This window comes from Priestia sp. FW507-14D1A (assembly GCF_058781295.1).
Genome location: NZ_JBYSWQ010000003.1, coordinates 24,393 through 50,445, shown reverse-complemented (window position 1 = coordinate 50,445; position 26,053 = coordinate 24,393). Strand labels below are relative to the sequence as shown.

The following is a 26,053-nucleotide window of genomic DNA, read 5'->3' as shown; positions in this document are numbered from 1 at the left end:
AAGCAGCACGCTTTGTATAGCGTGCTGCTTTTTTTATTATAAAGTTACGTGTTCTTTTTCAAGCTCTTTAACACGTGCTGCAAACTCTTCTTCTGTTAACCCGTGTTCTTTTACATAGCGGTTACGAGGACTCACTCGGCATTCATGTGAACAAGCGCGTAAATATTTGTGTTCATTTTCTTCAGAAGCTAAGATTTTCTTATTGCATTCTGGGTTTGCGCAGTTAACATAACGTTCACAAGGCTCGCCGGTAAAGTGGTCTTTTCCGACAATCACATGCTCTTTTTGGTTAACTGGTACACTGATGCGCTCATCAAATACATAGCACTGACCGTCCCATAGTTCACCTTGTACTTCAGGATCTTTTCCGTATGTTACAATACCTCCGTGAAGCTGGCTTACGTCTTCGAAACCTTCTTCAACAAGCCACCCAGAGAATTTTTCACAGCGAATACCGCCTGTGCAGTAAGTTAAGATTTTTTTATCTTCAAACTGATCTTTGTTGTCGCGAATCCATTCAGGAAGCTCACGGAAGTTTCGAATATCCGGACGAACAGCTCCTCGGAAATGACCTAAATCGTATTCATAATCGTTTCGTGCATCAATTACGACCGTATTCTCATCTTGCATCGCTTGATAAAATTCTTTTGGGCTTAAGTAATTACCCGTTACGCGAAGAGGATTCACATCTTCTTCTAATCGAAGAGTTACTAATTCTTTGCGGTGACGCACGTGCATTTTTTTGAACGCATGTTCATCTGCTTCGTCTATTTTAAATACAATACCTTCAAAACGAGGATCATTTTTCATCGTTTCCATGTATTTATCTGTTTGTTCAACTGTTCCTGATACCGTTCCATTGATCCCTTCAGCCGCAATTAAAATGCGTCCTTTTAATTCAAGCTCTTTACAAAATGCCAAGTGCTCAGCTGTGAACTCTTCAGGATTTTCAATTGGAGTGTATAAATAATATAGTAGTACTTGATATGGTTTTCTTTCAGTCATGTTGCTTCTTCCACCTATCTGTTTATATTTGCAAGATATAATGCATGTAGGTCGGTTATTGTGAACCGAATTAATGGTAACAATTCATTACTTAAAGGTACATTACGACAAAAACAACATCCTTTCTATAAGGATGCTTCTATCTAAAAAGTAGTATAGTGAATGATTGTTTCAAAAACATACAGTATTTAAGCCTGTAATAGTATAACATATCAAAGCTCTCACTTCTAGGATTTGTTTTTTAATAAAATTTTATTGACGTGATACGTTCTATATGAACGTTTGTGCTCATACATGATGAGATATGAATCTTTTAGATTGGGGGCGAAAATGATGCCTTTTTATACATTAAAAGACGGTGCAACTTTATACTATGAACAACAAGGAGAAGGAGCACCTGTTATTTTTATTCACGGAGTTTGGATGAGCAGTCGTTTTTTTCATAACCAGCTTTCTTTTTTTTCGAAACAGTATCAAACTATTCTTTTGGATTTAAGAGGACATGGAAATTCAAGTCATACTCCATACGGCCATACAATTTCCACTTATGCTCGTGATGTGCATGAGTTTATAACCACTCATCAATTAAAAGACGTCATATTAGCAGGCTGGTCGATGGGTGCTTTTGTTGTGTGGGAATATTTGAAACAATTTGGTCAAGAAAATGTAAAAGGGAATGTTATTGTAGATGAAATGGCTTCAGACTTTAAGTGGCCAGACTTCCCAATCGGTGCATTTGATTTAACTGCGCTTATTTCGCTCATGCAAGGTATTCAACTTGATCGAGCAAGTACATTAGAAAGTTTTATTCCGCTTATGTTTAAGGATGAGTTAACGGAAGAAAATAAACATTGGATTATGAAAGAAGTAACGAAAATGCCTGAGTCGATAGCCAGTGCTATTTTGTTTGATCAATCCATTGTGGACTATCGAGATTTTCTCCCGTTTATTACAATCCCTACCTTACTGTGCTTTGGAAAAGAAGAAAAGCTCATTCCTGTAGCGGCTGGAAGACATATTCAAAAGCTGGTTTCAGGTTCTGTACTTGAAGTTTTTGAGAACAGCTGCCACTGCCCTTTTCTTGAAGAAAGCGATCGATTTAACAAAGTTGTAAGTGATTTTATCGAGCATATCTAATTGACAAACCTAAAAAAGGATCGCCTTATCTCTAGCGGATTCGGTTCATGTGGAGAAGCATACGTTAGAACTACAAATCAGCAATATAAATGATAAGTAAAAGCGCTCGAAAAAAATCCGAGCGCTTTTACACTTAATGTTCTTCCCCCTCATTAAACTTAACTCTTTTACAGTTTAAGGCAATAACTTATAAGAATATCTTTTACTTCAAAACCAACTTTCATATATACTCGATTTGCTTGACTATTCGGCCTATCAACAGTTAGTTTAATTTCATTAATTGCCGGGAATGAAAACATCTCGGTTAAAACTTCTTTTAACAACATCGTTCCTAGACCTTGACTCTGAGCATTCTTCGAAATACAAATATACTCCAATGAGGCCTCTCCCATTTCAGTATCGACTTCAAAGTACGCATAACCTTGCAACTCGTTAGAAATATTTTTGAGTATCTTTAACATATTTCTATCGTTAAGTCTCTCAATAATTGTTTTTCCATTGTAATAAGTATTTTGAAACATTGCATTGTGTAGTGTTTCAAATGCTTGAAAATCACTATGTTTAAATGACTCACTTTTCATTTCAGTAACTTTATCAAAATTTTGTTCTTTAATTTCTAAGATCAAGTGTTCACCAGTCTTTTTTGCTTTTATTTCATTCATAAATACTTGTTGCAGCTCATTTTCTTCATTGATAAAAAAATGAAATTTTTGAATCAAAGGGTTTTCATTAACTAACTGTTTCCATAATTGAGATTGCAAATAAATAGAAGATGTTTTATTAAAAGGTCCCCACACTTCTGCTACCGTTTCTTCGATATCAAATCCAATAGCAGCTAAAATTTCCCCTGTCTTATCTCTGGCGATTAGAAACTTGATACCTCCATCACTACTAATAAACTCTTCTTTTAATGTCTGGTGGATTTCTTCTTCTTTTTTACCACAATAACCAATGTGTGATGTTTTCTTTCTATTTATTTCTGATAGAAATCGAGATAATTCACCAACGTTAGTAGCTTTTTCTATAATACTCTCCATAACACTATCCCTTCTTTAAATCCAATTTAGTGTCATGTTCGTTCCTACTGCAAGATATTCCTGCATCCCAACCTCTTCTGCCTCGTTAGTTTGGAATTATTCTTCTACAATATATAAAAAATCCTTTCTGTGCATCACTATACTTAAGGTAATAAAATCTCGCGTCCGTCATAGGCAAAGCTTACGTTTTCATCTGAGAGCATCTCGGCGTGCTTTCGGATATCGATATCATGTGATAAATGAGTAAATACCATGTTTTTGGCCTGCAGCTTCGCTTTGATCTCCACTGCCTCTGTCACGTCATATACGGATCTTTTTTCTTTTTGAAGATATTCTTTCCAGAAAGATGTACCAAATATCAGTAAATCTAAGTGGTAAAAGGGCTGCCACTGTTCTTTTGTCACATTAAAAGAATCGGATACATACGCCCAGCGTTCGCCTTGTTTTTGATGAACCACAATACCGTAGGAATGACCGTTAAATCCGTGATTTACTTTATGAAACGTAATCGTTGTTTCTCCACTATCCCATTTTAACGTTCCTTTAAAGGTAAGCCCTTTTCTTTTTGCGAGATAAGGAAATCTTTCGGTTAACTCGCTGATGACTTCAGGCGCTCCTACGACTTCTGTATTTACATTATTCCAATAGCATAAGTCAGCTAAATCTCCTAAACCAGCCACATGATCATTGTGAGGATGCGTAATAAATACAGTAGAAGGGATTTTTTTGTTATTGTATAAATGAAATTGATGTTTAAAATCAGGTGATACGTCAATCAAAAACACGTTACCGTCCATTGTAAACTGTGCACTGGGCCTTGTGCGCTGATTTAATTGATCTTTTTGTGTACATACTTTACAGTCACATAATAATCGAGGCACTCCTTGAGCATCGCTCGTCCCGTAAAATAAAAGCTTGTTCATTGCTCTGTTTCCCCCTTTTTTTCTTCTAAAGGTCTATCTTTTTGTTTCAAGAAATGTCCTATGTTGTTCTGCATCGTTCTTTTATTTGTCCTTCTAGAATAAAACCAGCTTTTATGTAAAACAGCCAGTCTTTTTAACGACTGGCTTTGCTATATTCCCTATAAAAAACGTTTTTATGCTTTTTCTATTGATTTCTTTCTTCATCTCTTTCAACAATATGCTGAAGAATAGATAATTTGTTCGTCCAAAATTGCTCGTAGTAAGAAAGCCAATCTTGTACTTCTTTTAAAGGCTCTGGCTGAAGATGATACACTTTTTCTCTGCCTTTTTTTTGTCCATGGACTAAGTCTGCTTCTGAAAGTATATGAAGATGCTTGACAATAGCGGTACGGCTTATTGAAAAATGAGACGTTATTTCTGATATAGGCAATTCTTTTTCAGAAAGCAGCTCAAGTACTTTTCTTCGAGTAGGATCAGCAATGGCTTGAAAGATATCATGCTTGGCAGCTGATGAAGTCATTTAGTTTTCAACAACCTTTCGAAGTTTTTCATTTACGAGACTAATCCACCCGTAGCTCATTCTATCTCGTACCACTGAACTCTTTTCGTTTGCTTTTTCAAGAAGTGTTTCAGCTTCTTTCCACCCGCTATGAATAAGCGTAAATTCAGTTTGATTACCCATTTCTTTTAAGGTAAACGAAACGACCCATCCATCCTTATCCCAAGAGAAAGAAAGATAGTTTGGTGCATCTATTTCTAATACTTTACACGGAGATGGTCCAAAAGGCGATTGTAAATGAAATTCATATCCTACCTGAGGCTGAAAATCATTAGGCATGAACCATTGTTGGAGCCCTTCTGCGGTTGCTACTTTATCCCAAACTTTTTGAATCGGCGCGTTAAATATTATCGTCTGTTTTACATCTTCTACTACACTTTTATCATTCATCGTTATCTTCATTCTCCTTTTTAAAAAATAACACTAAAAGGTTTTATATAAAAATAATATAACACCTTTTAGTGTTATGTCAATTCCTCTTTTGAAAAATGAAATCCTTCAATACATTTCCAGTCTTTGATAAAGAGATTTGTTATGATGCTGAATGAGTGCATTTTGTTATATTTCAAATATATCTTTTAAACGATGCTTCGTCCGCTTTGTGCCAATGCATAATGAATGCCGTGCTGCAATGTTTGAAAACAATCATATTTTGATAAATCAATATGGGTCTCTGATATAACTAAGCCTAAGTCGGCAGAAATCCCTACTAAAATTGTTTTCGTACCAATCAGGGACGCTGCTGCACCTAATTTTTCAATAAGACTTGCCGTATATTCAGTAAGTTCTTTATCCAATCCGGTTAAATCCAGCACAAGATAATTAGCCTGATGTTTTGGAAGGTTATTTAATGTATTGACAATCAAATCTTCCGTTCGATCCTCGTCGTATTTGCCAATCAAAGGAACGACGACTATGCCTTCCAAAACCGGAATAATAGGAGAAGAAAGCTTTTTAATAAGATCTTTTAACTCTGCTGTTTTTTCTGCTACAATGTTTTGCAAATGTTCTATTTTCTGCGCTTCTTTTCTTCTGGCTAATTGATGAATATTTTGAGTGATATCAATGTTAGAAGGGAAGTATTCTACTGTAGTGCATTCATGCCCTTCTATTTGATGTTGAATCACCTTGTACCAAATATTTGTTCCGAATAGTCCTGTAAAAATCCCTGCATAATGGGCCGGAAGAAAATTTCCTCCCTTTGTTTTCTTTTGCGCGACGTTAATTTTATGTTCCCAACTGTCTTTTAATTCAGCAGATAGAGTTTTACTTTCAGGATTTAAATATTTGATAGTAGTTTTTCCCCATCCAGCCGAAGCGTATGTATTGGTAATTAACTCAGCCGCTTCAAAAACCGTTACGCCTTTCATATTCTGAAAGTACTCTCCTACTACTAATCCCTGTCGGAAACCAGTGGTTTCCAGTACTACAGAAGCTGCCTCTTCTCCAGATATTTCTTCGATTGTGTCAAACAATGTTTTCATCGCAGAAGAAATCCAAAAAAGGATCGCATCTTCTCCTTCAAAGCTAAATTGTCCTTTTTCTAAATCCCAAGCAAAACTAAGACCACCTATATCAATATTCTTTTTTTCACCCATGGCGGAATCTCCTTTTTATAAAGTTCTTACCTTCTTTATATTTTATCTTATGTTGAAGAAGCTGGTAATAAAAATTGTTGCATATTTTCTATTGCTTGTCTAACCATTACCCATGTTTTCAATTAATAGAAAAGAAAGGTGAATGCTATAGAACTTTGAATTCGCCAACTTTTCTTTCTTTTGTATCAAACATATATGATAAAAAGGAAGAAAAGCAAATTGTAATATAACATCACATTACGTTATAATATAATTATATTCAAAAGAAAGTATTTAGGAAAGAGGAGGAAAAAGATGAAGCTAAATACTCATAGCTCTACGCCTTTATATATGCAGTTAAAACAGGCTATTACAGAAGATATTAATAAAGGAGTTTATACTCCGGGTGAAAAACTTCCAATTGAAACGGATTTGTGCGATATATACGGAGTAAGTCGGATTACGGTAAGAAAAGCCGTATTAGATTTAGTAGAAGAAGGCCTTCTGATACGTCAGCAAGGAAAAGGAACTTTTGTTCAATATCCAAAAGCTAAGAGAGAGCTGTTTGCCGTTAATGGACATACAGAGTATATGTCGGAATTAGGTAAAGTACCGCAGACTAAAATTTTGTCTTTTGGTATAAAACCTGTAAAAGCTCATGTGGCAAAGATGTTATCCATCCCTCCAGAAAGTGAAATCCTTGAACTGCAGCGCATCCTGTATTATGACGACCAGCCTCTTACCTTAGAAATTTCTCACTACTCCTTAGAATTGTTACCACACTTAGATCAGCACGTCCATAATTCAGTTTCAATGTACGATACTATAAAAAACAAGTACAATATTGCTCCGGTTCATAATAAAAAATTATTGAACATGGTATTTGCAAATGTGGATGAAGCAAAACATTTAGAATGTGAAGTCGGAGAGCCGCTGTTTAAAGTGGAAAAAGTGGCGTATGATGCACAAAAAAGACCGATTCATTCATCTTTTCTACACTATCCTGCGAATCGCGTTACGTTCACTATAGACAGTTCTAATTCTTAATAAAATAGCGCCTTGCTTCAAAAGCAAAGGCGCTATTTTATTCATTTTAAAACCATCGCACAGTCTGTATGATATTCTTTTCCATATCCAAAAGCTCCGTAATTTTGACAAGTTTGTGATGCCACTAATGCTCCATTATGGAGAGCTTTTGCTATGTTTTTTTCTAGTAGATAAGAAGAAAGAAAATCGGCGATGAAAGAATCTCCAGCACCCAATGTATCGACCACTTTTGTAGAGATTATAGGCTGTTTAAATAATTGGTTTTCGACTGATAATAAAGCTCCATCTTCTCCTCTTGTCACGCATACGACACTGGTTCCTAACAGGTGTACTCGCTTTATTAAATCCATACACTCTTCTTCTGGCAGGCTGCTTCCTGAGAAAAATGCATAGCTGATATATGGACATACTTGCTGTAAATATTCCTCATCGTATCTTGTAGAAAAATCAAAGGAAATATCAATGATTTTATGTAGCAACGGAAGGTCAGATTCTAAATGACTAAAAACGCTCGTATGAAGAAGATCGTGCTGGCGGATATAGGTTAAATCCGATTCATTCAGCATTAGTTTTAATCTAGATTGAACGCCCCCTTTATTTGATCCTACAAAAATTCGATCACCTTGTTCATCAAGTGTTACAACCGCCATTCCATTCTCTCCTACAGCTCTTCTTACTCTGCTAATCTCCATCTTTTCTTGCTGCAGAGTATTTACTACATGTTCTGCCGATTCGTCATTCCCCATGATTCCCATATAGGAAGACTGATTATGACTCAATCTATTACAAAATACGGCCACATTTAGCGCGTTGCCGCCTGGATAGATCTTTCCTTGATCTTTATAGTAATCTACTACATTATCCCCTACTCCAATTAGTTTCATCTGCTTGTCCTCCTATTATTTAACACTTCCGTTAGCAATGCCACGGATAAAATATTTTTGCATAAACAAAAACAACATAACAATCGGTGCTGCTGAAATGGTCAGTCCAGCTAGTAATACCCCCCAATCTGTTTGCAAAGCGTCTCTAAATTGCATTAATCCTGCTGGGATTGTACGCAAACTGTCATCGTCGATAAAGATAATGGCAAACATAAATTCATTCCATGTGTAGTAAGCTGTCAAAATTGTCGTTGTTAATAAAATGGGCGTGCTCATTGGAATGAAAATTCGAAATAAAATCCCCAAGCTTGTACATCCATCTAACCGAGCCGCTTCCTCCAGTTCTTTTGGAATCGAAAGAAAATAAGCTCGAATTAACAAGATGGTTAAAGGAATTCGATAAGCAACATAAGGCAGAATCAGTGCCAAGTGTGTATTATAGATTCCAAGTTTTTGAATAATGCTATACAAAGGAATTAAACTTACCTGAGGAGAAAGCATAAGCCCTCCAAGACATATAATGAGGACAAAAGCTTTTCCTTGAAACTCAAAGCGTGATAGTCCATAAGCTCCTAATGCACTGACCAGGACCGTCAAAAAACAAGACGCGCCCGTGACGATCACACTGTTTAAAAAGTAAGAAGATATTCCACTTTTCCACGCTGTCACGTAATTTTCAATTAGCCAATTATGCGGCATAGACCAGCTGTGAGTAAAGATTTCATCCGTGCTTTTAAAAGAACTTATAATCATCCAAAGCAAAGGATACGCAATGACGATAAAATAGACGATCAATCCGACATATACTATCGTTACACCTGTGTACCTCTTCTTTTTTCTTTCTCTAGTGGCTGTATTGACAACATTAGGTAAGGTGACATTTGTTTTAGGCATCTGCATCAAGCGTCTTCCTTTCCTGTTTTAAATGCTTTCATTTGAACAAGAGAAATCAGCAGTGTAATAATTAAAATGACAGTAGCAATTGAGGAAGCGTAGCCCATCATATCTTTCGAAAAGGCTGTTTTGTATAAATACGTACTTAGTACTTCAGATGATGTACCCGGTCCGCCTCCTGTTAAAATATAAGGTTCATTAAATACTGTAAAAGCACCAGTAAGCGTTAAAATAACAGCAACAAATGTCATTTCTTTTGTTTGCGGTACAGTAATATGAAAGAACATTTTAAATTTATTAGCGCCGTCTATTTCAGCTGCTTCATACAATTCAGGTGAGATTTTTTGTATCGCTACAATATACAGCATGGCGATATAGCCGATAGATTGCCACTGAGATACAGCAATAACTGCATAAATAGCCGTATTACTATCTCCTAGCCAAGGTTTTGCCAATGAGTCTAATCCGATCATTTTGAGCATTTGATTTAAAAGCCCTACTTCAGGATTGTAAAAAAAAGTAAACAACAAGGCAATAACGGTCATCGAAACGACTACTGGTAAAAAATAAACCGTTCGAAAAAAAGGAGAAAACCTTCGAATAAGTTTATCTTCTAAAACGGCAGCCACAATTAGACCGCCACCTACTTGAAAAATAATTGAAATGACCGCATAAAGAATATTATTTTTGAGTGCCTGATAAAAGACAGGGTCTTTAAATAAGTGCACATAATTATCTATTCCTACAAAAACTTTGTCTGGTGAAAATGTACTCCACTCATAAAAACTATCCCAAATATTCTGAAAAATAGGGATGTACACGAGTAGTAAAAAAGCAAAAGCAGGAAGAAGATATAAATAAGGGGTTAGCTTATTGCGTTTTAACATCGCTTTTTCACTTCCTTACTTTTTAGATTCAGCACGAACACTCGCTGCAGCTTTTTGCACATCTTTCATTACTTCTTTAGGTGTTTTATCACCATTTAGCATCAGCTGAGCCCCTGTTAAATAAGCATCTGCAATTCGAGCATCGATTGCCATATCAAACCATGGAGCCATCTCTTTGGCTTGTAAAATATTATCTACTGCTTCTAATTGCTCCGGTGTTGAATTACTGCTGTTCGCTGTATCATTTACTGCACTGTATTTCCCTACTTCTTTTACTAGCTTTTCACCCATTTGTTTTGATGTTAAAAATTCAAGAAATTCCATCGCTTCTTTTGGATGCTTGGTTTTAGAAGAAATCATAAACCCTTCAGGTGATCCAGTTAAATTAGTAGCATTTCCTTTTCCATCCTCCACTTTAGGAAAATTAAACATGCCAATCTTAAATTTCGTTGGACCGAAAAGCTTAATTTCAGCAGTTTCAGCATAAAACATAGCTGCTTTTCCATTTGAAAATTGTTGTCTTGCATATTCATGATCAATCGAGTTTGTATTTTTATTAAAGTAAGGAACTAATTCTTCTAATTTTTCTAGAGCTTTTACATAGCCTTTATCCGTGAATGTCCCAGTTTTTGAATTATAGTCTTTTGAAAGAACGTCGGGCTTTACCATGCGCTGATTTAAGGTTCCTACGTAGTGAGAAATGGTCCACGTATCCTGGCTTCCAAATTCTAAAGCTGTATAATGCTTCTTTTTTAACACGCTTAAAATATTTAGTAGCTCGTTCCAGTTTGTAGGCGCTTTTAATCCTAATTTATCGAAGATATCTTTGTTGTAAAAAAACATTTTCCCGTCCATTGTGACAGGAACACCGTAAATTTTCTTATTAACGGTATATGGTTTAATTTGAGATTGAACAAGCTTGGAAGACCACGCTGAATCCTTCTTATAATAAGAGGTTAAATCTAAGGCTTTGTTTCCTCTGACAAATTGTCTAGCAAACTCATCGCTCCAAGAAAAGTACACATCAGGAGGGGTATTAGTGCCTGTCATAACTTTAATTTTGTCTTTATATGAATCGTTTAAGACGGCTTCTGTTTTAATATCAATATCAGGGTGCTGTTTTTCAAATTCTTTTACAACTTCTTCAAAGTAGCTTTTTTCAGGTTCTTTTGGCCATCTGTGAAAGAATGTTAATATTGTCTTTCCTGTGTCTGAGTCTGAAGACGTTTGTTTTCCAGCACACCCCCCGAGCATTAAAGAACAACTTAAAAGTGAGGCTAAGATTAAATTTGTCTTTTTCATATAGAAACCCCCTTATTGTAAGTGCTTTCATATATAAGTTATACTATAATGTTTTATAACATTATAGTATAACTCGTAAGGAAAATATACAGATTTCTATCTTTATTAGGAGATTATTAATATTCTACTTTCCACATGTAGCGTCTTTTACTTAAAGGGTGATTGCGTGCTTCGGCTAATTCTTCGGCAAACTGACGCAGTACACGATTTAATACAAGAGGAGCGATATACCCTTGCACATCTTTATCAATTCCTTCGAAGTCATATGCTTTTGCATCTAGAACAGTTAATTTCTTTCCATATCGTTTAGAGAATGATAAGGCGCGTTCTTCTAAAGGTCTTGTTTCATCTAGTCCAGCTAGGATGATAAACGGTACGTTTTCATCAATAATTTCGAATGGACCGTGGAAATACTCTCCAGCGTGAATAGCGTGAGAATGAATCCATTGCATTTCCATCAAGATACAGATGCTGAATGAATAGGCTGCTCCATAGTTCGAACCGCTGGCCATTGTATAAATAACCGGTTCAGACTTATGTGATTCAGCAAATTTTCTTGCGTTGCTCGCTTCGTATTCTAGAGCTTTTTCATAAACAGACTGTAGATTTTCTAAGCTAGTAACTAACTTTGCAAATTTATCATTTTTTTCTGCTACGTATAAGAGACCAAATACAAGCTGATATAAAACGCCTAAGTTTGTTTCAAAAGCATCGATGTCATTGCCCCACTCATACTTAATAAAAATATCTGCGCTGTGTGCTAAAGGTGAAGTAGGTTCATTTGTTAAGGCTACAGCATAAGCGCCTTTGCTTTTAGCGAACTTAGCTGCTTCTGTAGTCTCAGGAGTTGTTCCTGACATGGAACATAGAATAACTAAGGAGTCTTTTCCTAGCTGCTGCGGATTGCGGTGGATAAATTCGTTCGAGCTATACAAATCGGATGTAATATGTTGAGCTTCTCGATCTAGTACATACTTAGCTGGATACATGATCGCAGAAGATCCTCCACATGCGACGAAAAACACATTACGAATTTGCTTGCTTTTTAATTCGTTTAATACGGCTTGCACATCACTTTTTACATTCACTACTGTTCTGCTCATTTTCCCCACTCCTTAAATAAAATATGATATACAACATTATGTAATGTTATATATTGTTATATTAAACTGTTAACATTAATTAGTCAATACATTTATCAGAATATTTAACTTTTTTATCTATATTTGTAGAAATGCGCTCTTCTGTTTTTCCATCAAAAAAATGAACGTAGGTTAAATTCAACGAAAAAACGCCTTTGTCCCTTGCTTCAAACTCACATAAAAGAGGCACTCGAGCCACAAACGTTTGCTTTTCTAAACTAGCATATAAAATTGTTTCAGCACCTAGTACCTCTATCATATCTAGTGTCGTAGTGAAGCAAAACTCATCGTTCAACTCTCTCTTACTATCCTCTTTATGATATATAATGTGTTCAGGACGCGCACCCATTATGACTTCTTTCTCATTATGACCTTGAGAATGTAAAGCGTGTAGTAGAAAATCAGGAAGCTGTATTTTAGTTTCTCCCATTATAAAATAAGTGCCTTGGAGATATCCCCGAAAAAAATTCATTGCGGGTGATCCAATAAAACTGCCTACAAATACATTCCTAGGATGTTTGTAAATATCTTGAGGAGTTCCGATTTGTTGAATAATCCCGTCTTTCATAACCACTAGGCGAGTAGCCATTGTCATAGCTTCCACTTGATCATGGGTCACATATATTGTTGTTGTTTGCAGCCTTTGATGCAGTTTAATAATCTCAGCACGCATCTGTACTCGCAGCTTCGCATCCAAATTAGATAATGGTTCATCCATTAAGAAAACTTTTGCTTCCCGAACAATAGCACGACCTAAAGCAACTCGCTGACGCTGCCCTCCGGATAAAGCTTTTGGCTTTCTATCTAAATATGTTTCTAGACCTAATGTTTTGGCTGCTTCATTTACCCGTCTATCAATTTCGTCTTTCTTTATTTTTTTTAATTTCAAACCAAATGCCATATTTTCTCGAACAGTCATATGAGGGTAAAGAGCATAGCAATGTCACGATCTTTTGGAGCTACTTCGTTCATATGATCTCCATCAATGTAAAAATCACCTTTTGAAATCGTTTCTAGACCTGCAATCATTCGCAGCGTAGTAGATTTACCACAGCCTGAAGGTCCAACAAATACAACAAACTCTTTCTCTCCAATCTGAAGGTTAAAATCATTTACGGCGATATTTTTTTTATCATATATTTTATATACTTTATCTAAATGTAACATTGTCATCTCACCTCAGCTCCTTATATTTAAAGTTTGAGATACATGATTGCAAGTTACGCGTCTCTTTTTCCTTAATCCTTAATTCTTTCCTCCTTTTTATTTAAATTGTTAACTTGAGACATTAAAGTAACTTAATGACTATACTAATCGAATCTAGTTAGACAGAAAATAAATATGTAAAGGTTGCTAACACAAAACATACAAGCAACTGTTCACCTTCAAAAAAATAAAAACCTTCTCTAAAATTAAGAAGGTTTCACATCATAATCTGCATAGAGACTGCCTTTGCCTTATTTCTGAAGATTTTATTACATATCTTCTTTGCCTTGACAGCTTGGACACTCATAAACATGCACAAAATAAAGTCCAATATGGTGGAATCGTTTCCCTAAGCAATCTGGACATGTTTCTGCTTCGCGCATTTGTTCCCGTCGTTTGTCTCGCTGATTAGCTAAGAAATTTACAAATTTCATAAAAAAACCTCCCTCATGTTTTTGACTATAGGTTTCCCTGATGAGAGGTCTTTTATTCGACTGGGCGTGTTTATGGCCACTCCTGAACATTGTTTTTTTGTAGCACAAAAAAAGATAGAAAGAGCAGCCCGATGACGCTCTTTCTATCCTTCAGTTTTATCCTATATACTGTGTCAATAGTACTCTTCCTAAGACATATCTAATTTTCGACCTAGCGTATACAAGTTATTCTTCTACTTTGTACTTTTCTTTTTTTCGAAGAAACGGCCACCAGTTTCCTTCTCCAAGCGTTACGACAATCGCTGGCATAAGAAGCGGAAGAATAACAAGACCATAAAGTAAAAGACCAATAATAACAACCGTTGCTACATGAACAAGTGTTAATACACCCGATGGGATCATAGCCCCAAACGTTCCAGCTAAGATAATAGCAGCAGTAATAATAACCGATCCCATCTTACTCATAGACGTAACCATTCCTTCTGCGACACCGCTTTTTACTTCTTCGTTAAAACGGTCTAACAAGAAAATAGAATAGTCAATTCCAAGGGCAACTAAAATAACAAAACTAAAAAATGGCACGGCCCAGCTGATTCCATCATTACCCATTATGTCCACGAATAGAAGCTCTGAGATTCCCATTGCTGTATAATAGGTAAGCAGCAGTGAAGCAATCATGTATACAGGCATGATCATTGAACGGAATAAAATGGTCAGCACAATAAACAGCCCAATCATCATAATAACCATTGTGCGTGAAAGATCGGTTGTAGATAAATCTTTTAAATCCGCATTTGAGCTCGATACCCCTCCGTACACAATTTCTGTATGCTCAAACGGCGTATCAACGACTTCGCTTGCCACCGCTTTTTCAATATTTTTTACGGTTGAAATGGCTTCTTCAGAATATGGATTTTGATCGAGCACTACACTGAGCTTAACTCCTTTTCCATCTGCAAAAGAATAGTTATCGATGGATTGTTTAAACCCTTTATCTTTCATCACTTCTGCTGGAAGGTAAATACTAGTATCTCTAACTGTTGAGCTGTCACTCATGTTATCAAGCATATCTGTTGCTTTTGTTAAGCCATCTGAGATCTTCGTCAGTCCGTCATTCGCACTTTTAACTCCTTTTGCTAACTGATTGATACTGTCTGATAACGTTCCAACTTGACCTTGCTGAGCTGAAAGATTCTCATTTGCTTGTTGGAGACCGGTTTGAATGGTAGTAAGCTGTTTACTGATTGCAACAAGCTGCGGAACCGCTTGCTGCACAGTTCCTGTTGTAGAGAGCTGAGTGCTGACAAGCTGCAGCTGTTGATTAATTTGAGCTAATCCGTCTGCAGCAGGTGCAAGTGACCCTCCAGATTTCTCTTTAGAAGCAGAACCCGTTTGGTCAGCTATTTGATTTAGCCCTTTTTCAACATCACTTAATCCTTTTTCTACATCTCCGATTCCTTTAACAGCATCTTTGATTCCGTCTGATACGGAGCCTAGCTGTGAATTAACGTATAAATCATCAATCTTTTCTCCGGTAGGCTGTGTGATAGTCATAACAGAATCTACGTGATCCACTTTTTCAATTGCTTTGCTTATATTTCCTAAATAAGGAATAACATCTGCCTTTGTTAACTCTTTATCTCCTTTAATAATAACATTGACAGGAAACGCTTTTCCTTCTCCGAGTGCATCACTGATAGCGTTTAGTCCTTTTATAGATTTATAATCACTGCTTATTTCAGCAGTAGAATCAAACGATACTTTTGAGTCGTACGTTACAATAAAAGGCACGGTAATAATCGCTGTAATGACTAAAAACACGAACGGTCGCGCCACTGCCTTTTTCCCTAAAAAGCCCCACAGCTTATTATCGCTATGAGAAGCCACTTTTTTAGACGGCCAAAATAATTTTTCTCCAAGCGTAACCATAAAAAGTGGAAGCAGAGTAAATAAAATGACTAGCAGTACACCTACCCCCACTGCTACTCCGACAGCCGACTGGAAAATGGCAAACTTGGCAAATCCAATGGCTGCAAACCCAATAAATACAGCAATTCCACTGATAAATAACGTTCTTCCTGCTGTACGATAAGCCGTGATCGTGGCCTCTACTTTATCATGTCCGTTTGCCAATTCTTCACGGAAACGATTAAGTAAAAGGATGCAGTAATCCGTACCAATTCCAAACAAAATAGCTACTAAGAACGTTTGCGTGAACGTTGAGATTGGAAAATCGACATTTTTAACTAAAATCCCTAGTAACGATTGACTGATTAAGTATGTGATTCCCACAATTAAAATAGGAATAAACGGCGTCACGACTGAACGGAAAACGAGTAAAAGCAAACCTAAAATCAAAAAGATAGTAATAAACTCAGTTTTCTTTAACCCTTCTTCTGAACTATGTGCAAAATCCTGATTAATAAGAGATGCACCCGTTACATATGCCGTAGTGTCTTTTGGCACGCTATCATAAATCTGATTTGCTATTTTTTCAACTTTTTCATCCGATCCACTGACAGTAACCGGAACTAAAACGGTTTTTTTGTCTTTAGACATTAATTGATTACGAACATCTTGATCATCTGTTAAAGGCGTTGTGACATCTTTTACACCTTTAATTTTCTCTGTCTTATCAATGATTTTCTGTATTTGTTTCTCACTATCTTTATCTAATGCGTTATCTAACTTGATAACCATGCTGATGGTATTACTGTCTTCTCCAGCATTTTTTAGAATTTGGCTGGCTCTGGATGAAACGGCATCGTCGGGAAGCTGAGACTGTCCTTTTTCACTTGCGAGCTTTGTTAAATTTGGTGACGTTAGCATCAATATAACTGTTAAAGCTAAAATAAAGGCAGCAATCACCCACTTAAATTTTACGATAAATTTCATTCTTTGCTTTCCCCTTTTGTAGTTAACTTTTCTTTTGCCATTGTAAGAATTTCGATAAATGTATCTATTTTTTCTTCTTCTACATCATCAAACAAATTTTCAATGATACTAAAACACGCGGCATTTCCGTCATTTATTACTTTTTCTCCTTCAGCCGTAATCTTAATAAGCTTAGAACGTTTATCGCTCTCTAGTTCATTAGTGTCCCACTCCACAAGCCCTTTTTCGAGCAGCTTTTTGATTCGATTCGAAATAGCACTTTTATGAACACCTTGCAAGACAGCAAGACTGCCAGGTGAAGATGGACCTTTAATCATTAAACTATTTAACAAATCAAACTGCTGCCTAGAGACATGTTCAAAGAGGTTATGGCTGAGCTCTCTATGAATTACTTCTGTTCCTACAAACAGCACTTCTTCAAAAAGTTCTACAGCTTGATATAACTTGCTTTTTGTCACTTCTTTCCCTCCTTTGCTCATTTAGTTTATAGGTATAAACTATTCGACTTTAAAAATAGTTTATAGGACTAAACTTTATTCTGTCAATAAATTTATGTCTGACTGTCTTCATATATGATAAAGATAAATAGAAATCTCGAAAGATACCGCTTACATCAGCTTTTTTGGTTGTCAAAGCCCCCTCACTTAAGTATTATTAGTAATTGACTTCTTTTCAAGGAGATATAAATTTTATACACAGAAAGGGTGATCACACATGAATACAATGCATGCTAATAAGCAGGTCAGTAAGAAAGATTCCTTTCCAATTGCTCTCATCTCATTGACTCTTGGAGCTTTTGCTATTGGAATGACGGAATTTGTTATTATGGGGATACTGCCTAACGTTGCGGAAGACCTTCATGTTAGCATTTCGACTGCTGGACAGCTAATTACAAGCTATGCTTTAGGAGTAGCAATCGGCGCGCCAATTTTAACCATTTTTACTCATCGACTTCCTCAAAAGCTTCTGCTTTGTTTACTTATGCTTTTATTTATTCTCGGAAATGCAATTGCTATTATTGCACCCAGCTATGGAATTTTAATGGGAGCTCGTTTAGTTACGGCATTATGTCACGGTACTTTCTTTGGAGTAGGCGCTGTTATTGCTTCACGGCTCGTAAAACCTCATAAACGTGCAAGTGCTGTCGCAACGATGATGGCAGGTTTAACCATTGCAAATATCATTGGCGTTCCTGTGGGAACATTCATTGGCCAACACTTAGGCTGGAGAGCTTCGTTTGGGGCTATTACGATCATGGGGATTATTGCATTTATCGGTATTATTCTGTTTATCCCAAAGCTTGGTCAAGACAAATTAACGGGTCTAAAACAGCAGTTTGCTGCTTTTACTCAACCAAAACTTCTTGTGATGCTTCTTTTAAGCGCGATAGGATGCGGCAGTTTATTTACTGTATTTACGTACATTACACCGCTTCTTGAAGACGTTACAGGAGTAAGTGAACATAGTGTTACGTGGATACTTGTATTATATGGATGCGGCGTTACGCTCGGAAATGTTGTTGGAGGGAAGCTAGCAGACTGGAAGTTAATGCCTTCGGTTGTAGGTATATTTGCTTTTCTTTGTATTGTGCTGACTATTTTTACGTTTACCGTTAAAAGCCCAACAGCAGCTATTATCACGCTGTTTTTCTGGGGAGCAGCAGCATTTGCTGTAATGCCTGGTATTCAAGTGAAAATTATGAACTTAGCACAGGAAGCACCTGCTTTAGCTTCTACTTCGAATCACTCATTTGCTAACTTAGGAAATGCTTTTGGCGCCTTTTTCGGAGGCGTAATTATTAACCATATGGGACTTACTTCACTTCCTTGGGTTGGCGCCATTTTTATAGGAACGGCTTTTGTTATTAGCACTTGTCTTTTTATTGTGGAAACACGCAAAAAACATAGTGAACAATCGTCCTGACTGTCTAACAACTGAACAAAAAGCAAAAAAAGAGCCTTTCTTGGATGAAAGGCTCTTTTTTTGCTAGCTCGCTTTTTTCATTTCTTTACTTGTTAATCGACTGTGTTTACGAGAATAACCTATATACACAAATATACCAAGCACAATCCATATGCTAAAATACAGCCATGTTGTTTTAGGAAGATTAATCATTAAAAATAAACAAGATAATACAGATAAAATTGGTAAAATCGGGACAAACGGCATTGTAAATCCGCGTTTTAAAGTTGGATGCGTTTTACGTAAGATGATAATGCTGACGCCCACCATGCCGAAAGTTAAAAGAGCACCGATATTTGCTAAATTCGCAAGTTCTTTTAGATCAATAAACCCTGAAATTAACGCTCCGATAATCCCTACTAGCCAAGTGGAAAGAGTCGGAACTCCTGTTTTCTCATTTGTTTTAGCAAATGCTTTTGGCAGCAAGCCGTCGCGGCTCATTGAGAATAAAATGCGTGTTGCTGCATAAATGTAGGCGAAAATAACAGCCATGATTCCAATGACAGCTCCTGCAGCAATAATTCCTGCCACTGCATTTTGTCCTACTGAATGAAGAACATAGGCCATTGCTTCTGGAACGTTCAGTTCCTTATAAGAAACAACCCCTGTCATAACAAGGCATACTGCTACATAAATAATCGTGCAGATCACGAGTGAACTAATAATTCCAATGGGCAAATTACGCTGCGGATTCTTTACTTCTTCTGCTGATGTAGATAAGGCATCAAAACCTAAGAAAGCAAAAAATACGGCCGCACCCCCTGTCACAACACCTTCAATTCCATAAGGCATAAAAGGTGTCCAATTAGACGGTTTTACATAAAAAGCTCCTACAATAATAAAAAGAAGGATAATAAACAATTTAACAAGCACCATAAAGTTGTTCACTTTTTTACTTTCTTTTGTTCCTCTTGAAAGCAGCCATGTAATAAGAAGCGTAATACAAATAGCAGGAAGGTTTACTAGACCTCCATTTGCAGGGATTGTAATCAATTCTTTTGGCAGTGAAAAACCAAATCCTTCTAAAAAGTTGTTAAAATAAGAAGACCAGCCGTTTGCTACTGCTGACATTGTTAACAAGTAGACCGAAAGCAACGTCCAGCCCATTAAGTGTGCTACCACTTCGCCGATGGTTGCATATGTATAGGTGTAAACGCTACCAGATACAGGTATAGTTGAAGCAAATTCTGCATAGCACAGCGCTGCAAAACCGCATACAATAGAAGCCAATATAAAAGAAAAAATAACGGCTGGTCCAGCATCGTTAGCAGCTACTAAGCCTGTTAATACCAAAACCCCCGTTCCGATTACGGCTCCAATACCAAGAAGAGTCAAATCGAATGCTCCTAATGTTTTGACTAGAGATTTGTTTTGACTTTGTTCTAATAATTGCTCGATTGACTTCTTTTTAAATAGTTTTCCCATTGCACTCTCTCCTCTCTGTTGCCACTCATCCATTAAAACTTGAAAATAACTTCTTTTCCCATTGGGCTGCGCGTTTTCACTTCAGATACAGAAGTAATTATATAGAAATAATTACTAACTTGTCTATTAGTATACTAATATCATTATATATATTTCAAGAGTTTTTGTAAGCGATTTCTTAGTATTGCTCTGTTTTGGATTTATAAACTAAATAAAGAGATTATCATTGTGCGTACGTATAATAAGTTTGAATAAAAATAATATTCTAAAAATTTTTTTTAGATATTTTTAGATATTTTTTTACTAACTATCTTCAGATATAAATTCCTGACATAGAGATTATTTACAGAACGATGAATGTTTTATCTTACCGGGTGTTATAATGATGAAAACTGAAGTGTATGAAGGGCGGAGAAAGATGATTAACTTACTTATTGGCTGTATTTTACTAGCATTAGGAGTATACTTTATGTTTAAATTTCTTTTTTACTCTCCTTCTAAAAAGAAGCGAGAGCAGCAAAACATGAACAAACCATCAGGTGAGGATTCAGCTTCATCCCGTACAAACGATTCGAATGGAATAAGATAAATTTTTTTATAAAATACCGGCGTTTGTCTAAGGCAAAAGTTATACTGCTGATATATATTATCTTATACCCTTCTAGTTCAATATTCCCTTCATTTTGGTGTGAGACAAAATGAAGGGAATCACTATCCGACTTAAAAAATCGGATTTTTCTATTTAGTAAGGTAAATAGCTTCAATACACTCTGTTTGAATTCTTTTCTTTATTCAAGTGTACAGCTGCCTCTTCCACACTTACTGTTCCTATATTTTTCTTCCCGTGCTTTCGCATAGCAAGCGATTCATTTTCCACTTCTTTATCTCCTATCACAGCCATATAAGGAACTTTTAGCATTTCTGCTTCTCGAATTTTCAGCCCTGTTTTTTCAATGCGATCATCTACTTCAACACGATACCCTTTTAACTCCAACTCGTGTTTCACTTTATATGCATATTCCACGTGCGGCGGTGCAATAGGCAAAAGCTTAAATTGAACAGGAGCCAGCCAAAGAGGAAATTGACCTTCGTAATGTTCAATCAAGATGGCCATAAATCGTTCAACGGAACCGTATATAGCGCGGTGAATCATTACGGGACGATGCGGTTTATTGTCTTCTCCAATATACATACAGTCAAACTTCTCCGGCATTAAGAAATCAAGCTGAACTGTTCCGCACTGCCAGCTGCGACCTAAGGAATCTAAAATATGAAAATCGATTTTCGGCCCATAAAAAGCTCCGTCTCCTTCATTTACCTGATAGTCTAAGCCTTTTTCACTTAACACAGATTGAAGCGCCTTTTCTGCTTGGTTCCATGTTTCAATATCTCCCATGAATTTTTCAGGTCGTGTGGATAGCTCCACTTTGTAATCGAAGCCAAAATGTGAGTAAAAGTCATGGATAAACGCTAGAATGCGGCTAATTTCAGCTTGGATCTGACTGAGCTTTACGAATAAATGAGCGTCGTCCTGTGTGAATGAACGGACTCTTAGCAAGCCGTTTAAAGACCCAGAAAGCTCGTGACGATGAACTAATCCAAGCTCTGCGTATCGAATCGGAAGTTCTCGGTAGCTTCTTCGCTTGCTGTTAAACAATAAAATGGCTCCCGGACAATTCATCGGTTTAATCGCATAGTTTTGTTTGTCAACATTTGAAAAATATATATTCTCATGATAGTGCTCCCAGTGCCCTGATTGTTCCCAGAGCTCCTGTTTCATCATGATGGGTGTTTTTATTTCTTGATAGCCTGCTTTATAATGCTTTTGTTTCCAGTAATTTTCTAACTCATTTCGAACAATCATTCCGTTAGTTAAGAAAAACGGCATACCAGGAGCTTCTTCCATTGACATAAACAGCTCCAGTTCTTGACCTAACTTTTGATGATTTCGCTTTTCTGCTTCCATTTGTTTTGACATGTTCATTCCTCCAATATGTTTTTATTCAACAAAAAAAACCGCATTCATCCCTAGTAAAGGGACGAATGCGGCCGTGGTACCACCCTAATTTCGTAAAATACTTATACGTATTTTACGCTTAAAAAGATAACGGTTTTACCGGGTGCGGTTTCAGTGTATACACATTCCCCGCCGCAGCTCCAAGGTGGTAAATTCATTTCGTTTTCTAAGGGTTCTCAGCCAGTGACCCTACTCTCTGTAAAGAAAATTCAAAAATGATTCATGTCCTTTTCATTGCTTGTATATTCTTTTTTCTACAAAAAAACCGCACTCATCCCTAGTGAAGGGACGAATGCGGCCGTGGTACCACCCTAATTCCGTAAAATACCCATACGTATTTTACGCTTAAAAAGATAACGGTTTTACCGATTGCAGTTTCAGTTATGCACGTTCCCTGCAATAGCTCTAAGGTGGTAAATTAGATGATTTCTTAAGGGCTCTCAGCCAGTGGCCCTATTCTCTGCGAAGAAAACAGCATCTAATTCGTGTCCTTTTCATTGCCAAATACTGTTTATTAGTTGTTAAAAGCGATTATAGTGTATAAATTTAACAAAAGTCAAGAAGTAATTTTTATTTTTCAAATGGTATAGAATTACTTTATGCTTGAATTTTTGAAAAGTTACTTAAGAATACACGGACTGAAAAAGTTTTTTATTATACTATTAACGACTACATTCCATTCTTATTTTTACCTCTATTTTCACAGCAATAAAGGCGAAAAAGAAAGATGCTATAAGTCCTTATTTGTTTTATCTAAGCAGAATTAATGAAGTGAAACCAATACTACCCCAAACCAGAACAAGTAACCTAACACAAGTATCATCAAGTTTTTAATTTATATACTAAAATATTAAATACACCTTTTTCTGCTCACACAAATATTTAACTTGAATCCATAGAAACTATTTTTTATCTATCTTTAGACAAAAGCTCATTATGCATGCTTCCACTTTGCGGAAAAATCCGTTTTTTCCTAACTTGTTCTTTAAGAATAACATCAAGCTGCCGCTGAATTTTCCTTGTTTCATTTGTCGAAAAATACGGGTGAGCCAGATTTACTGTTTCTAACGGATCCTTGGTCAAATTGTACATTTCAATTTGATCAGGAACACGGGTTGTTTTAAGGGTAGTAAAACTTACAGGGTAATCTTCATATTGCTCTCCGTGAATGAATTCATCTTTTTCGTCAGCTGCTGACCAAAATTGCGGATTATCATGATAGCGAGCGTATTTCCAAATTTCCTTTCCTGCCGCTGACGAAAACTCGACAATGACCGCTTGAATGTGATTAGGCTGAACAACTGACGGGTAGCTTTCTCCTAAAAAATTTGTTTGGTGAAGTCCTTTTGTCGGGTCATCATCCGTCATGAAGAAAATCGGTGTTTGCTCTTGCTCAAGAGACGATTCTCCTCGAAGTATACCTGACAGGTCTCGCCCAACAAATGGATGTACTTCCGTATGACTTTTTTGTAATTGCTTTTGAACAGCGGAAGCATCGATATTAGCTAAACTAAGCATTGTCGGGATCAAGTCAACGTGACTAGTCATCAGGTCTGTACGTTGATAATTGGTAAACAAACATTTGTTGTGAATGAGAAGCGGAACGTGAATAGATTCTTCATACATGTTGTACCATTTTTGATGTAGTCCCCCGTGAGCTCCGAGCAAATCACCGTGATCAGACGTAAAAATAATAATTGTATTTTCATAGAACGAAGATTGTTCCATGGTCCGAAGAATTTTTAAAATTTGTGTATCAACATTTTTTTGCAGCTGATAATACAAGCGCCGGTAGAAGCTAGAATTTGGCGTTGGCTGCAGCGCTTTTGGATAGATGTATTTATAGCTGCTTTGAGCACTAGGCTTTGTTTGTAAAGATTCTCTAATGGTAGGCGGCGGATCGATGTTCGGAATCGTCTCATCAATAGAAAACTGAAACATAGGAAGGTGTTTGGTAATCGCTCCAAACAGCGCAATGTCATGCGGGTTCACAAACGAAGCTACCATGAGCCAAGGCTGCTCAGTCGCTTGATGTTCTAATCGTTGAAAAAGCTCTATGATTTCCTCTGCATATATTTCGTCTCGTCCGCTCACTCCAACGGCCGCAGATGAACCAGAATTGTGCGGGTTTCTCCCTTCCGGTTCTGGACCAATCCACCCTGAAAAACCAAACTTTTCAAGCTTATTAGCGCGTTGATAGAGGCATTCTTTTTCCGGATCCGGTATTCCTGTTTGCATCTGGTAGCTGGAAAAAACATTATGTGTTCCTGGAATTAAGATGTTCTCATCGGAAATGTGCCATTTTCCTTTATAAAAGGTTTGATACCCAGCCTGCTTAAAATAATCTCCCATCGTCGGGACGGTATTAGGCTGCAGCCAAAACATATCAGGATCTTGTGACTTCTTTGCGATACCTTGCGTTTGCGTAACTCCATGCAAGGAAGGATACTGCCCTGTAAACAATGTAGCTCGACTTGGTGAACAAGCTGTAGAGCCGACGTAGTGACGGGTAAATTCCATTCCATGCTGTTTTAAAAATTCATGTGCTTTTAAATGTTTTTTTCGCCACTTTTTTAGTTCTTTACTTTCATATAAGGGTGGAAACCGCTCCTCGTCCACGATAATCAACAAAAAATTAGGCTGTTTCTGCATGTTTACTCCTCCGCATGTTTATCAAATTTTCTGTATTGATAAACTATGTAAAAAGCACTTTTTTTAGAAGAACGGAGTACGGTTCATATCTTTTTATACCCAAACAAAAAAAGACTTGGAGGATTTCTCTAAGTCTTTCATAACTCGTTTCAATACGATATTCCTTATTTCTTGTAAGCTTTTAGCTGCTGATTTCGTTTATAGGTGCCAATGATACTAGGTATACCTACAATTATACTTATCATAAAACTCCACATCATGTAGCGCCAATCCCCTGTAAAAAGCGCTACTCCCATAAAAAAACGAGCTGACCAGCAAGAGCTAACCATGAAGCTATCCAAGCAAACATCATATTCTCTTTCACGTTATCACCTCATATTTTTAATTACAAATAACTTTTTATATTTTACCATAAAATTCTAATTTTAAAGGTTGTTCTACTGTTTATTTTATGTACATAACTAAAAAAGCTAATAGCAGCGCGCAGCTAGCCATTAGCTTTTTTATTATTTTGCAAATACATGATTTCCTATTTTAATTGTTTCTTGTTTTTGGCGCAGCCATTGATCTCCCGTTTTATCAGGATTAAAGAAGAATAATGAACCTTTTCCTTGACCTTGGAAGTTAATTGCTTCTTCTACAGCTTTTTTTGAATCTTTGTCTGCAGGGTTATTAATTTGACCGTTGCTGACCGGACTATACTGACCTTTTTGATAAATAACGCCTTTTACAGTGTCCGGGAATTTGCTGCTGTCGACTCTATTTAATACAACTGTCGCCACGGCTACTTTGCCTGCATAAGGCTCTCCTTTGGCTTCGGCTGATACGAGACGAGCTAATAATTCTTTATCATTTTTATTTACTTGAACGTGCTGTTCATGAGCGGGCGCTGCAGCAAATGCTGAGTAACCTGCACCAAAACTTGGGATAAGCATCGCTATAGCGATTACTAGTTTCTTTATCATAAAAATAAAAAGCCTCCTTGCTATTTCTTGACGTGGTTCATATGCTAGCAGAAATATAGGAGTCTTTCATTGCAAAAAATTATCCAATTCCAAAAGAAATTGG

Annotated in this window: 22 protein-coding genes, 1 pseudogene and 2 other annotated features; of the genes and pseudogenes, 4 read left to right on the top strand and 19 right to left on the bottom strand. The window is 36.7% G+C overall.

The window, feature by feature from the left end:
* Positions 1 to 36: 36 nt before the first annotated feature.
* Entirely contained in the window at positions 37 to 1,005 is a 969-nt protein-coding gene (trhO, locus tag AC3WJG_RS13790) for an oxygen-dependent tRNA uridine(34) hydroxylase TrhO (RefSeq protein ID WP_050688899.1), read from the bottom strand.
* Between the two features lie 333 nt (positions 1,006 to 1,338).
* Here trhO and AC3WJG_RS13785 point away from each other — a divergent pair, with 333 nt between their 5' ends.
* Positions 1,339 to 2,142 (top strand): alpha/beta fold hydrolase, encoded by an 804-nt coding sequence (locus AC3WJG_RS13785; RefSeq protein WP_337134412.1) that lies wholly within the window; start codon positions 1,339 to 1,341, stop codon positions 2,140 to 2,142.
* 167 nt (positions 2,143 to 2,309) lie between these two features.
* Here the strand turns inward: AC3WJG_RS13785 and AC3WJG_RS13780 are convergent, their stop codons facing one another.
* From AC3WJG_RS13780 to AC3WJG_RS13760, 5 genes are all read right to left on the bottom strand, one after another.
* Positions 2,310 to 3,179: a GNAT family N-acetyltransferase gene (locus AC3WJG_RS13780; RefSeq protein WP_098658374.1), complete on the bottom strand. Its 870-nt coding sequence runs from the start codon at positions 3,177 to 3,179 to the stop codon at positions 2,310 to 2,312.
* 143 nt (positions 3,180 to 3,322) lie between these two features.
* A complete protein-coding gene (locus tag AC3WJG_RS13775) occupies positions 3,323 to 4,102 on the bottom strand; it encodes an MBL fold metallo-hydrolase (protein ID WP_098249694.1) in 780 nt (259 codons plus the stop codon).
* A gap of 184 nt (positions 4,103 to 4,286) precedes the next feature.
* Complete coding sequence (locus AC3WJG_RS13770; RefSeq protein ID WP_060745603.1) at positions 4,287 to 4,622, bottom strand: ArsR/SmtB family transcription factor; 336 nt, start codon at positions 4,620 to 4,622, stop codon at positions 4,287 to 4,289.
* Entirely contained in the window at positions 4,623 to 5,051 is a 429-nt protein-coding gene (locus tag AC3WJG_RS13765; RefSeq protein ID WP_028408484.1) for an SRPBCC family protein, read from the bottom strand.
* 188 nt (positions 5,052 to 5,239) lie between these two features.
* Entirely contained in the window at positions 5,240 to 6,259 is a 1,020-nt protein-coding gene (locus tag AC3WJG_RS13760; protein ID WP_025751876.1) for an STAS domain-containing protein, read from the bottom strand.
* Positions 6,260 to 6,553: 294 nt separating this feature from the next.
* Between AC3WJG_RS13760 and AC3WJG_RS13755 the strand changes: the two genes are divergently transcribed.
* Positions 6,554 to 7,285: a GntR family transcriptional regulator gene (locus AC3WJG_RS13755; RefSeq protein ID WP_028408486.1), complete on the top strand. Its 732-nt coding sequence runs from the start codon at positions 6,554 to 6,556 to the stop codon at positions 7,283 to 7,285.
* A gap of 41 nt (positions 7,286 to 7,326) precedes the next feature.
* On the opposite strand, the gene AC3WJG_RS13750 is transcribed toward AC3WJG_RS13755, so the two are convergent.
* The 9 genes and pseudogenes from AC3WJG_RS13750 to AC3WJG_RS13710 all read right to left on the bottom strand — a co-directional run bounded on the left by AC3WJG_RS13750 (position 7,327) and on the right by AC3WJG_RS13710 (position 17,387).
* Positions 7,327 to 8,169 carry a PfkB family carbohydrate kinase gene (locus AC3WJG_RS13750; protein ID WP_492588317.1) on the bottom strand — a complete coding sequence of 281 codons (843 nt, stop codon included), beginning with the start codon at positions 8,167 to 8,169 and terminating at the stop codon, positions 7,327 to 7,329.
* A 15-nt stretch (positions 8,170 to 8,184) separates the two neighbouring features.
* Positions 8,185 to 9,069, bottom strand: a complete 885-nt coding sequence (locus AC3WJG_RS13745; RefSeq protein ID WP_028408488.1) for a carbohydrate ABC transporter permease — start codon at positions 9,067 to 9,069, stop codon at positions 8,185 to 8,187.
* Entirely contained in the window at positions 9,069 to 9,950 is an 882-nt protein-coding gene (locus AC3WJG_RS13740) for a carbohydrate ABC transporter permease (RefSeq protein WP_028408489.1), read from the bottom strand. The genes AC3WJG_RS13745 and AC3WJG_RS13740 overlap by 1 nt, the downstream gene beginning before the upstream one ends.
* Positions 9,951 to 9,965: 15 nt before the next feature.
* Positions 9,966 to 11,252 (bottom strand): ABC transporter substrate-binding protein, encoded by a 1,287-nt coding sequence (locus tag AC3WJG_RS13735; protein ID WP_337134321.1) that lies wholly within the window; start codon positions 11,250 to 11,252, stop codon positions 9,966 to 9,968.
* Positions 11,253 to 11,368: 116 nt separating this feature from the next.
* Positions 11,369 to 12,355, bottom strand: coding sequence for an SIS domain-containing protein (locus tag AC3WJG_RS13730; protein WP_098249699.1), 987 nt, complete (start codon positions 12,353 to 12,355; stop codon positions 11,369 to 11,371).
* A gap of 79 nt (positions 12,356 to 12,434) precedes the next feature.
* Positions 12,435 to 13,567 (bottom strand): annotated as a pseudogene (locus tag AC3WJG_RS13725) (ABC transporter ATP-binding protein).
* Positions 13,568 to 13,869: 302 nt separating this feature from the next.
* Positions 13,870 to 14,034, bottom strand: coding sequence for a hypothetical protein (locus AC3WJG_RS13720; protein WP_180229485.1), 165 nt, complete (start codon positions 14,032 to 14,034; stop codon positions 13,870 to 13,872).
* Positions 14,035 to 14,259: 225 nt separating this feature from the next.
* Positions 14,260 to 16,929 (bottom strand): MMPL family transporter, encoded by a 2,670-nt coding sequence (locus AC3WJG_RS13715; protein ID WP_221840537.1) that lies wholly within the window; start codon positions 16,927 to 16,929, stop codon positions 14,260 to 14,262.
* Positions 16,926 to 17,387 (bottom strand): MarR family winged helix-turn-helix transcriptional regulator, encoded by a 462-nt coding sequence (locus AC3WJG_RS13710; RefSeq protein ID WP_028408494.1) that lies wholly within the window; start codon positions 17,385 to 17,387, stop codon positions 16,926 to 16,928. Before AC3WJG_RS13710 ends, AC3WJG_RS13715 begins: the two co-directional genes overlap by 4 nt.
* Positions 17,388 to 17,643: 256 nt before the next feature.
* On the opposite strand from AC3WJG_RS13710, the gene AC3WJG_RS13705 reads away from it, so the two are divergent.
* Entirely contained in the window at positions 17,644 to 18,852 is a 1,209-nt protein-coding gene (locus AC3WJG_RS13705; RefSeq protein ID WP_492588315.1) for an MFS transporter, read from the top strand.
* Positions 18,853 to 18,915: 63 nt separating this feature from the next.
* On the opposite strand, the gene AC3WJG_RS13700 is transcribed toward AC3WJG_RS13705, so the two are convergent.
* Complete coding sequence (locus tag AC3WJG_RS13700) at positions 18,916 to 20,316, bottom strand: amino acid permease (RefSeq protein WP_028408496.1); 1,401 nt, start codon at positions 20,314 to 20,316, stop codon at positions 18,916 to 18,918.
* Positions 20,317 to 20,698: 382 nt separating this feature from the next.
* Here AC3WJG_RS13700 and AC3WJG_RS13695 point away from each other — a divergent pair, with 382 nt between their 5' ends.
* Complete coding sequence (locus tag AC3WJG_RS13695; RefSeq protein WP_098790647.1) at positions 20,699 to 20,905, top strand: hypothetical protein; 207 nt, start codon at positions 20,699 to 20,701, stop codon at positions 20,903 to 20,905.
* A 171-nt stretch (positions 20,906 to 21,076) separates the two neighbouring features.
* Here the strand turns inward: AC3WJG_RS13695 and thrS are convergent, their stop codons facing one another.
* The 3 genes from thrS to AC3WJG_RS13680 form a co-directional block, all read right to left on the bottom strand.
* Positions 21,077 to 22,294, bottom strand: coding sequence for a threonine--tRNA ligase (gene thrS / locus AC3WJG_RS13690; protein ID WP_337134320.1), 1,218 nt, complete (start codon positions 22,292 to 22,294; stop codon positions 21,077 to 21,079).
* 54 nt (positions 22,295 to 22,348) lie between these two features.
* Positions 22,349 to 22,577: a binding site (T-box leader), on the bottom strand.
* A gap of 37 nt (positions 22,578 to 22,614) precedes the next feature.
* Positions 22,615 to 22,840 (bottom strand) — a binding site (T-box leader).
* A 402-nt stretch (positions 22,841 to 23,242) separates the two neighbouring features.
* Positions 23,243 to 24,985, bottom strand: coding sequence for a sulfatase family protein (locus AC3WJG_RS13685; RefSeq protein WP_337134319.1), 1,743 nt, complete (start codon positions 24,983 to 24,985; stop codon positions 23,243 to 23,245).
* A 506-nt stretch (positions 24,986 to 25,491) separates the two neighbouring features.
* On the bottom strand, positions 25,492 to 25,950 hold the full coding sequence (locus tag AC3WJG_RS13680) for a cell wall hydrolase (protein WP_337134318.1): 459 nt from the start codon (positions 25,948 to 25,950) through the stop codon (positions 25,492 to 25,494).
* Positions 25,951 to 26,053 lie beyond the last annotated feature (103 nt).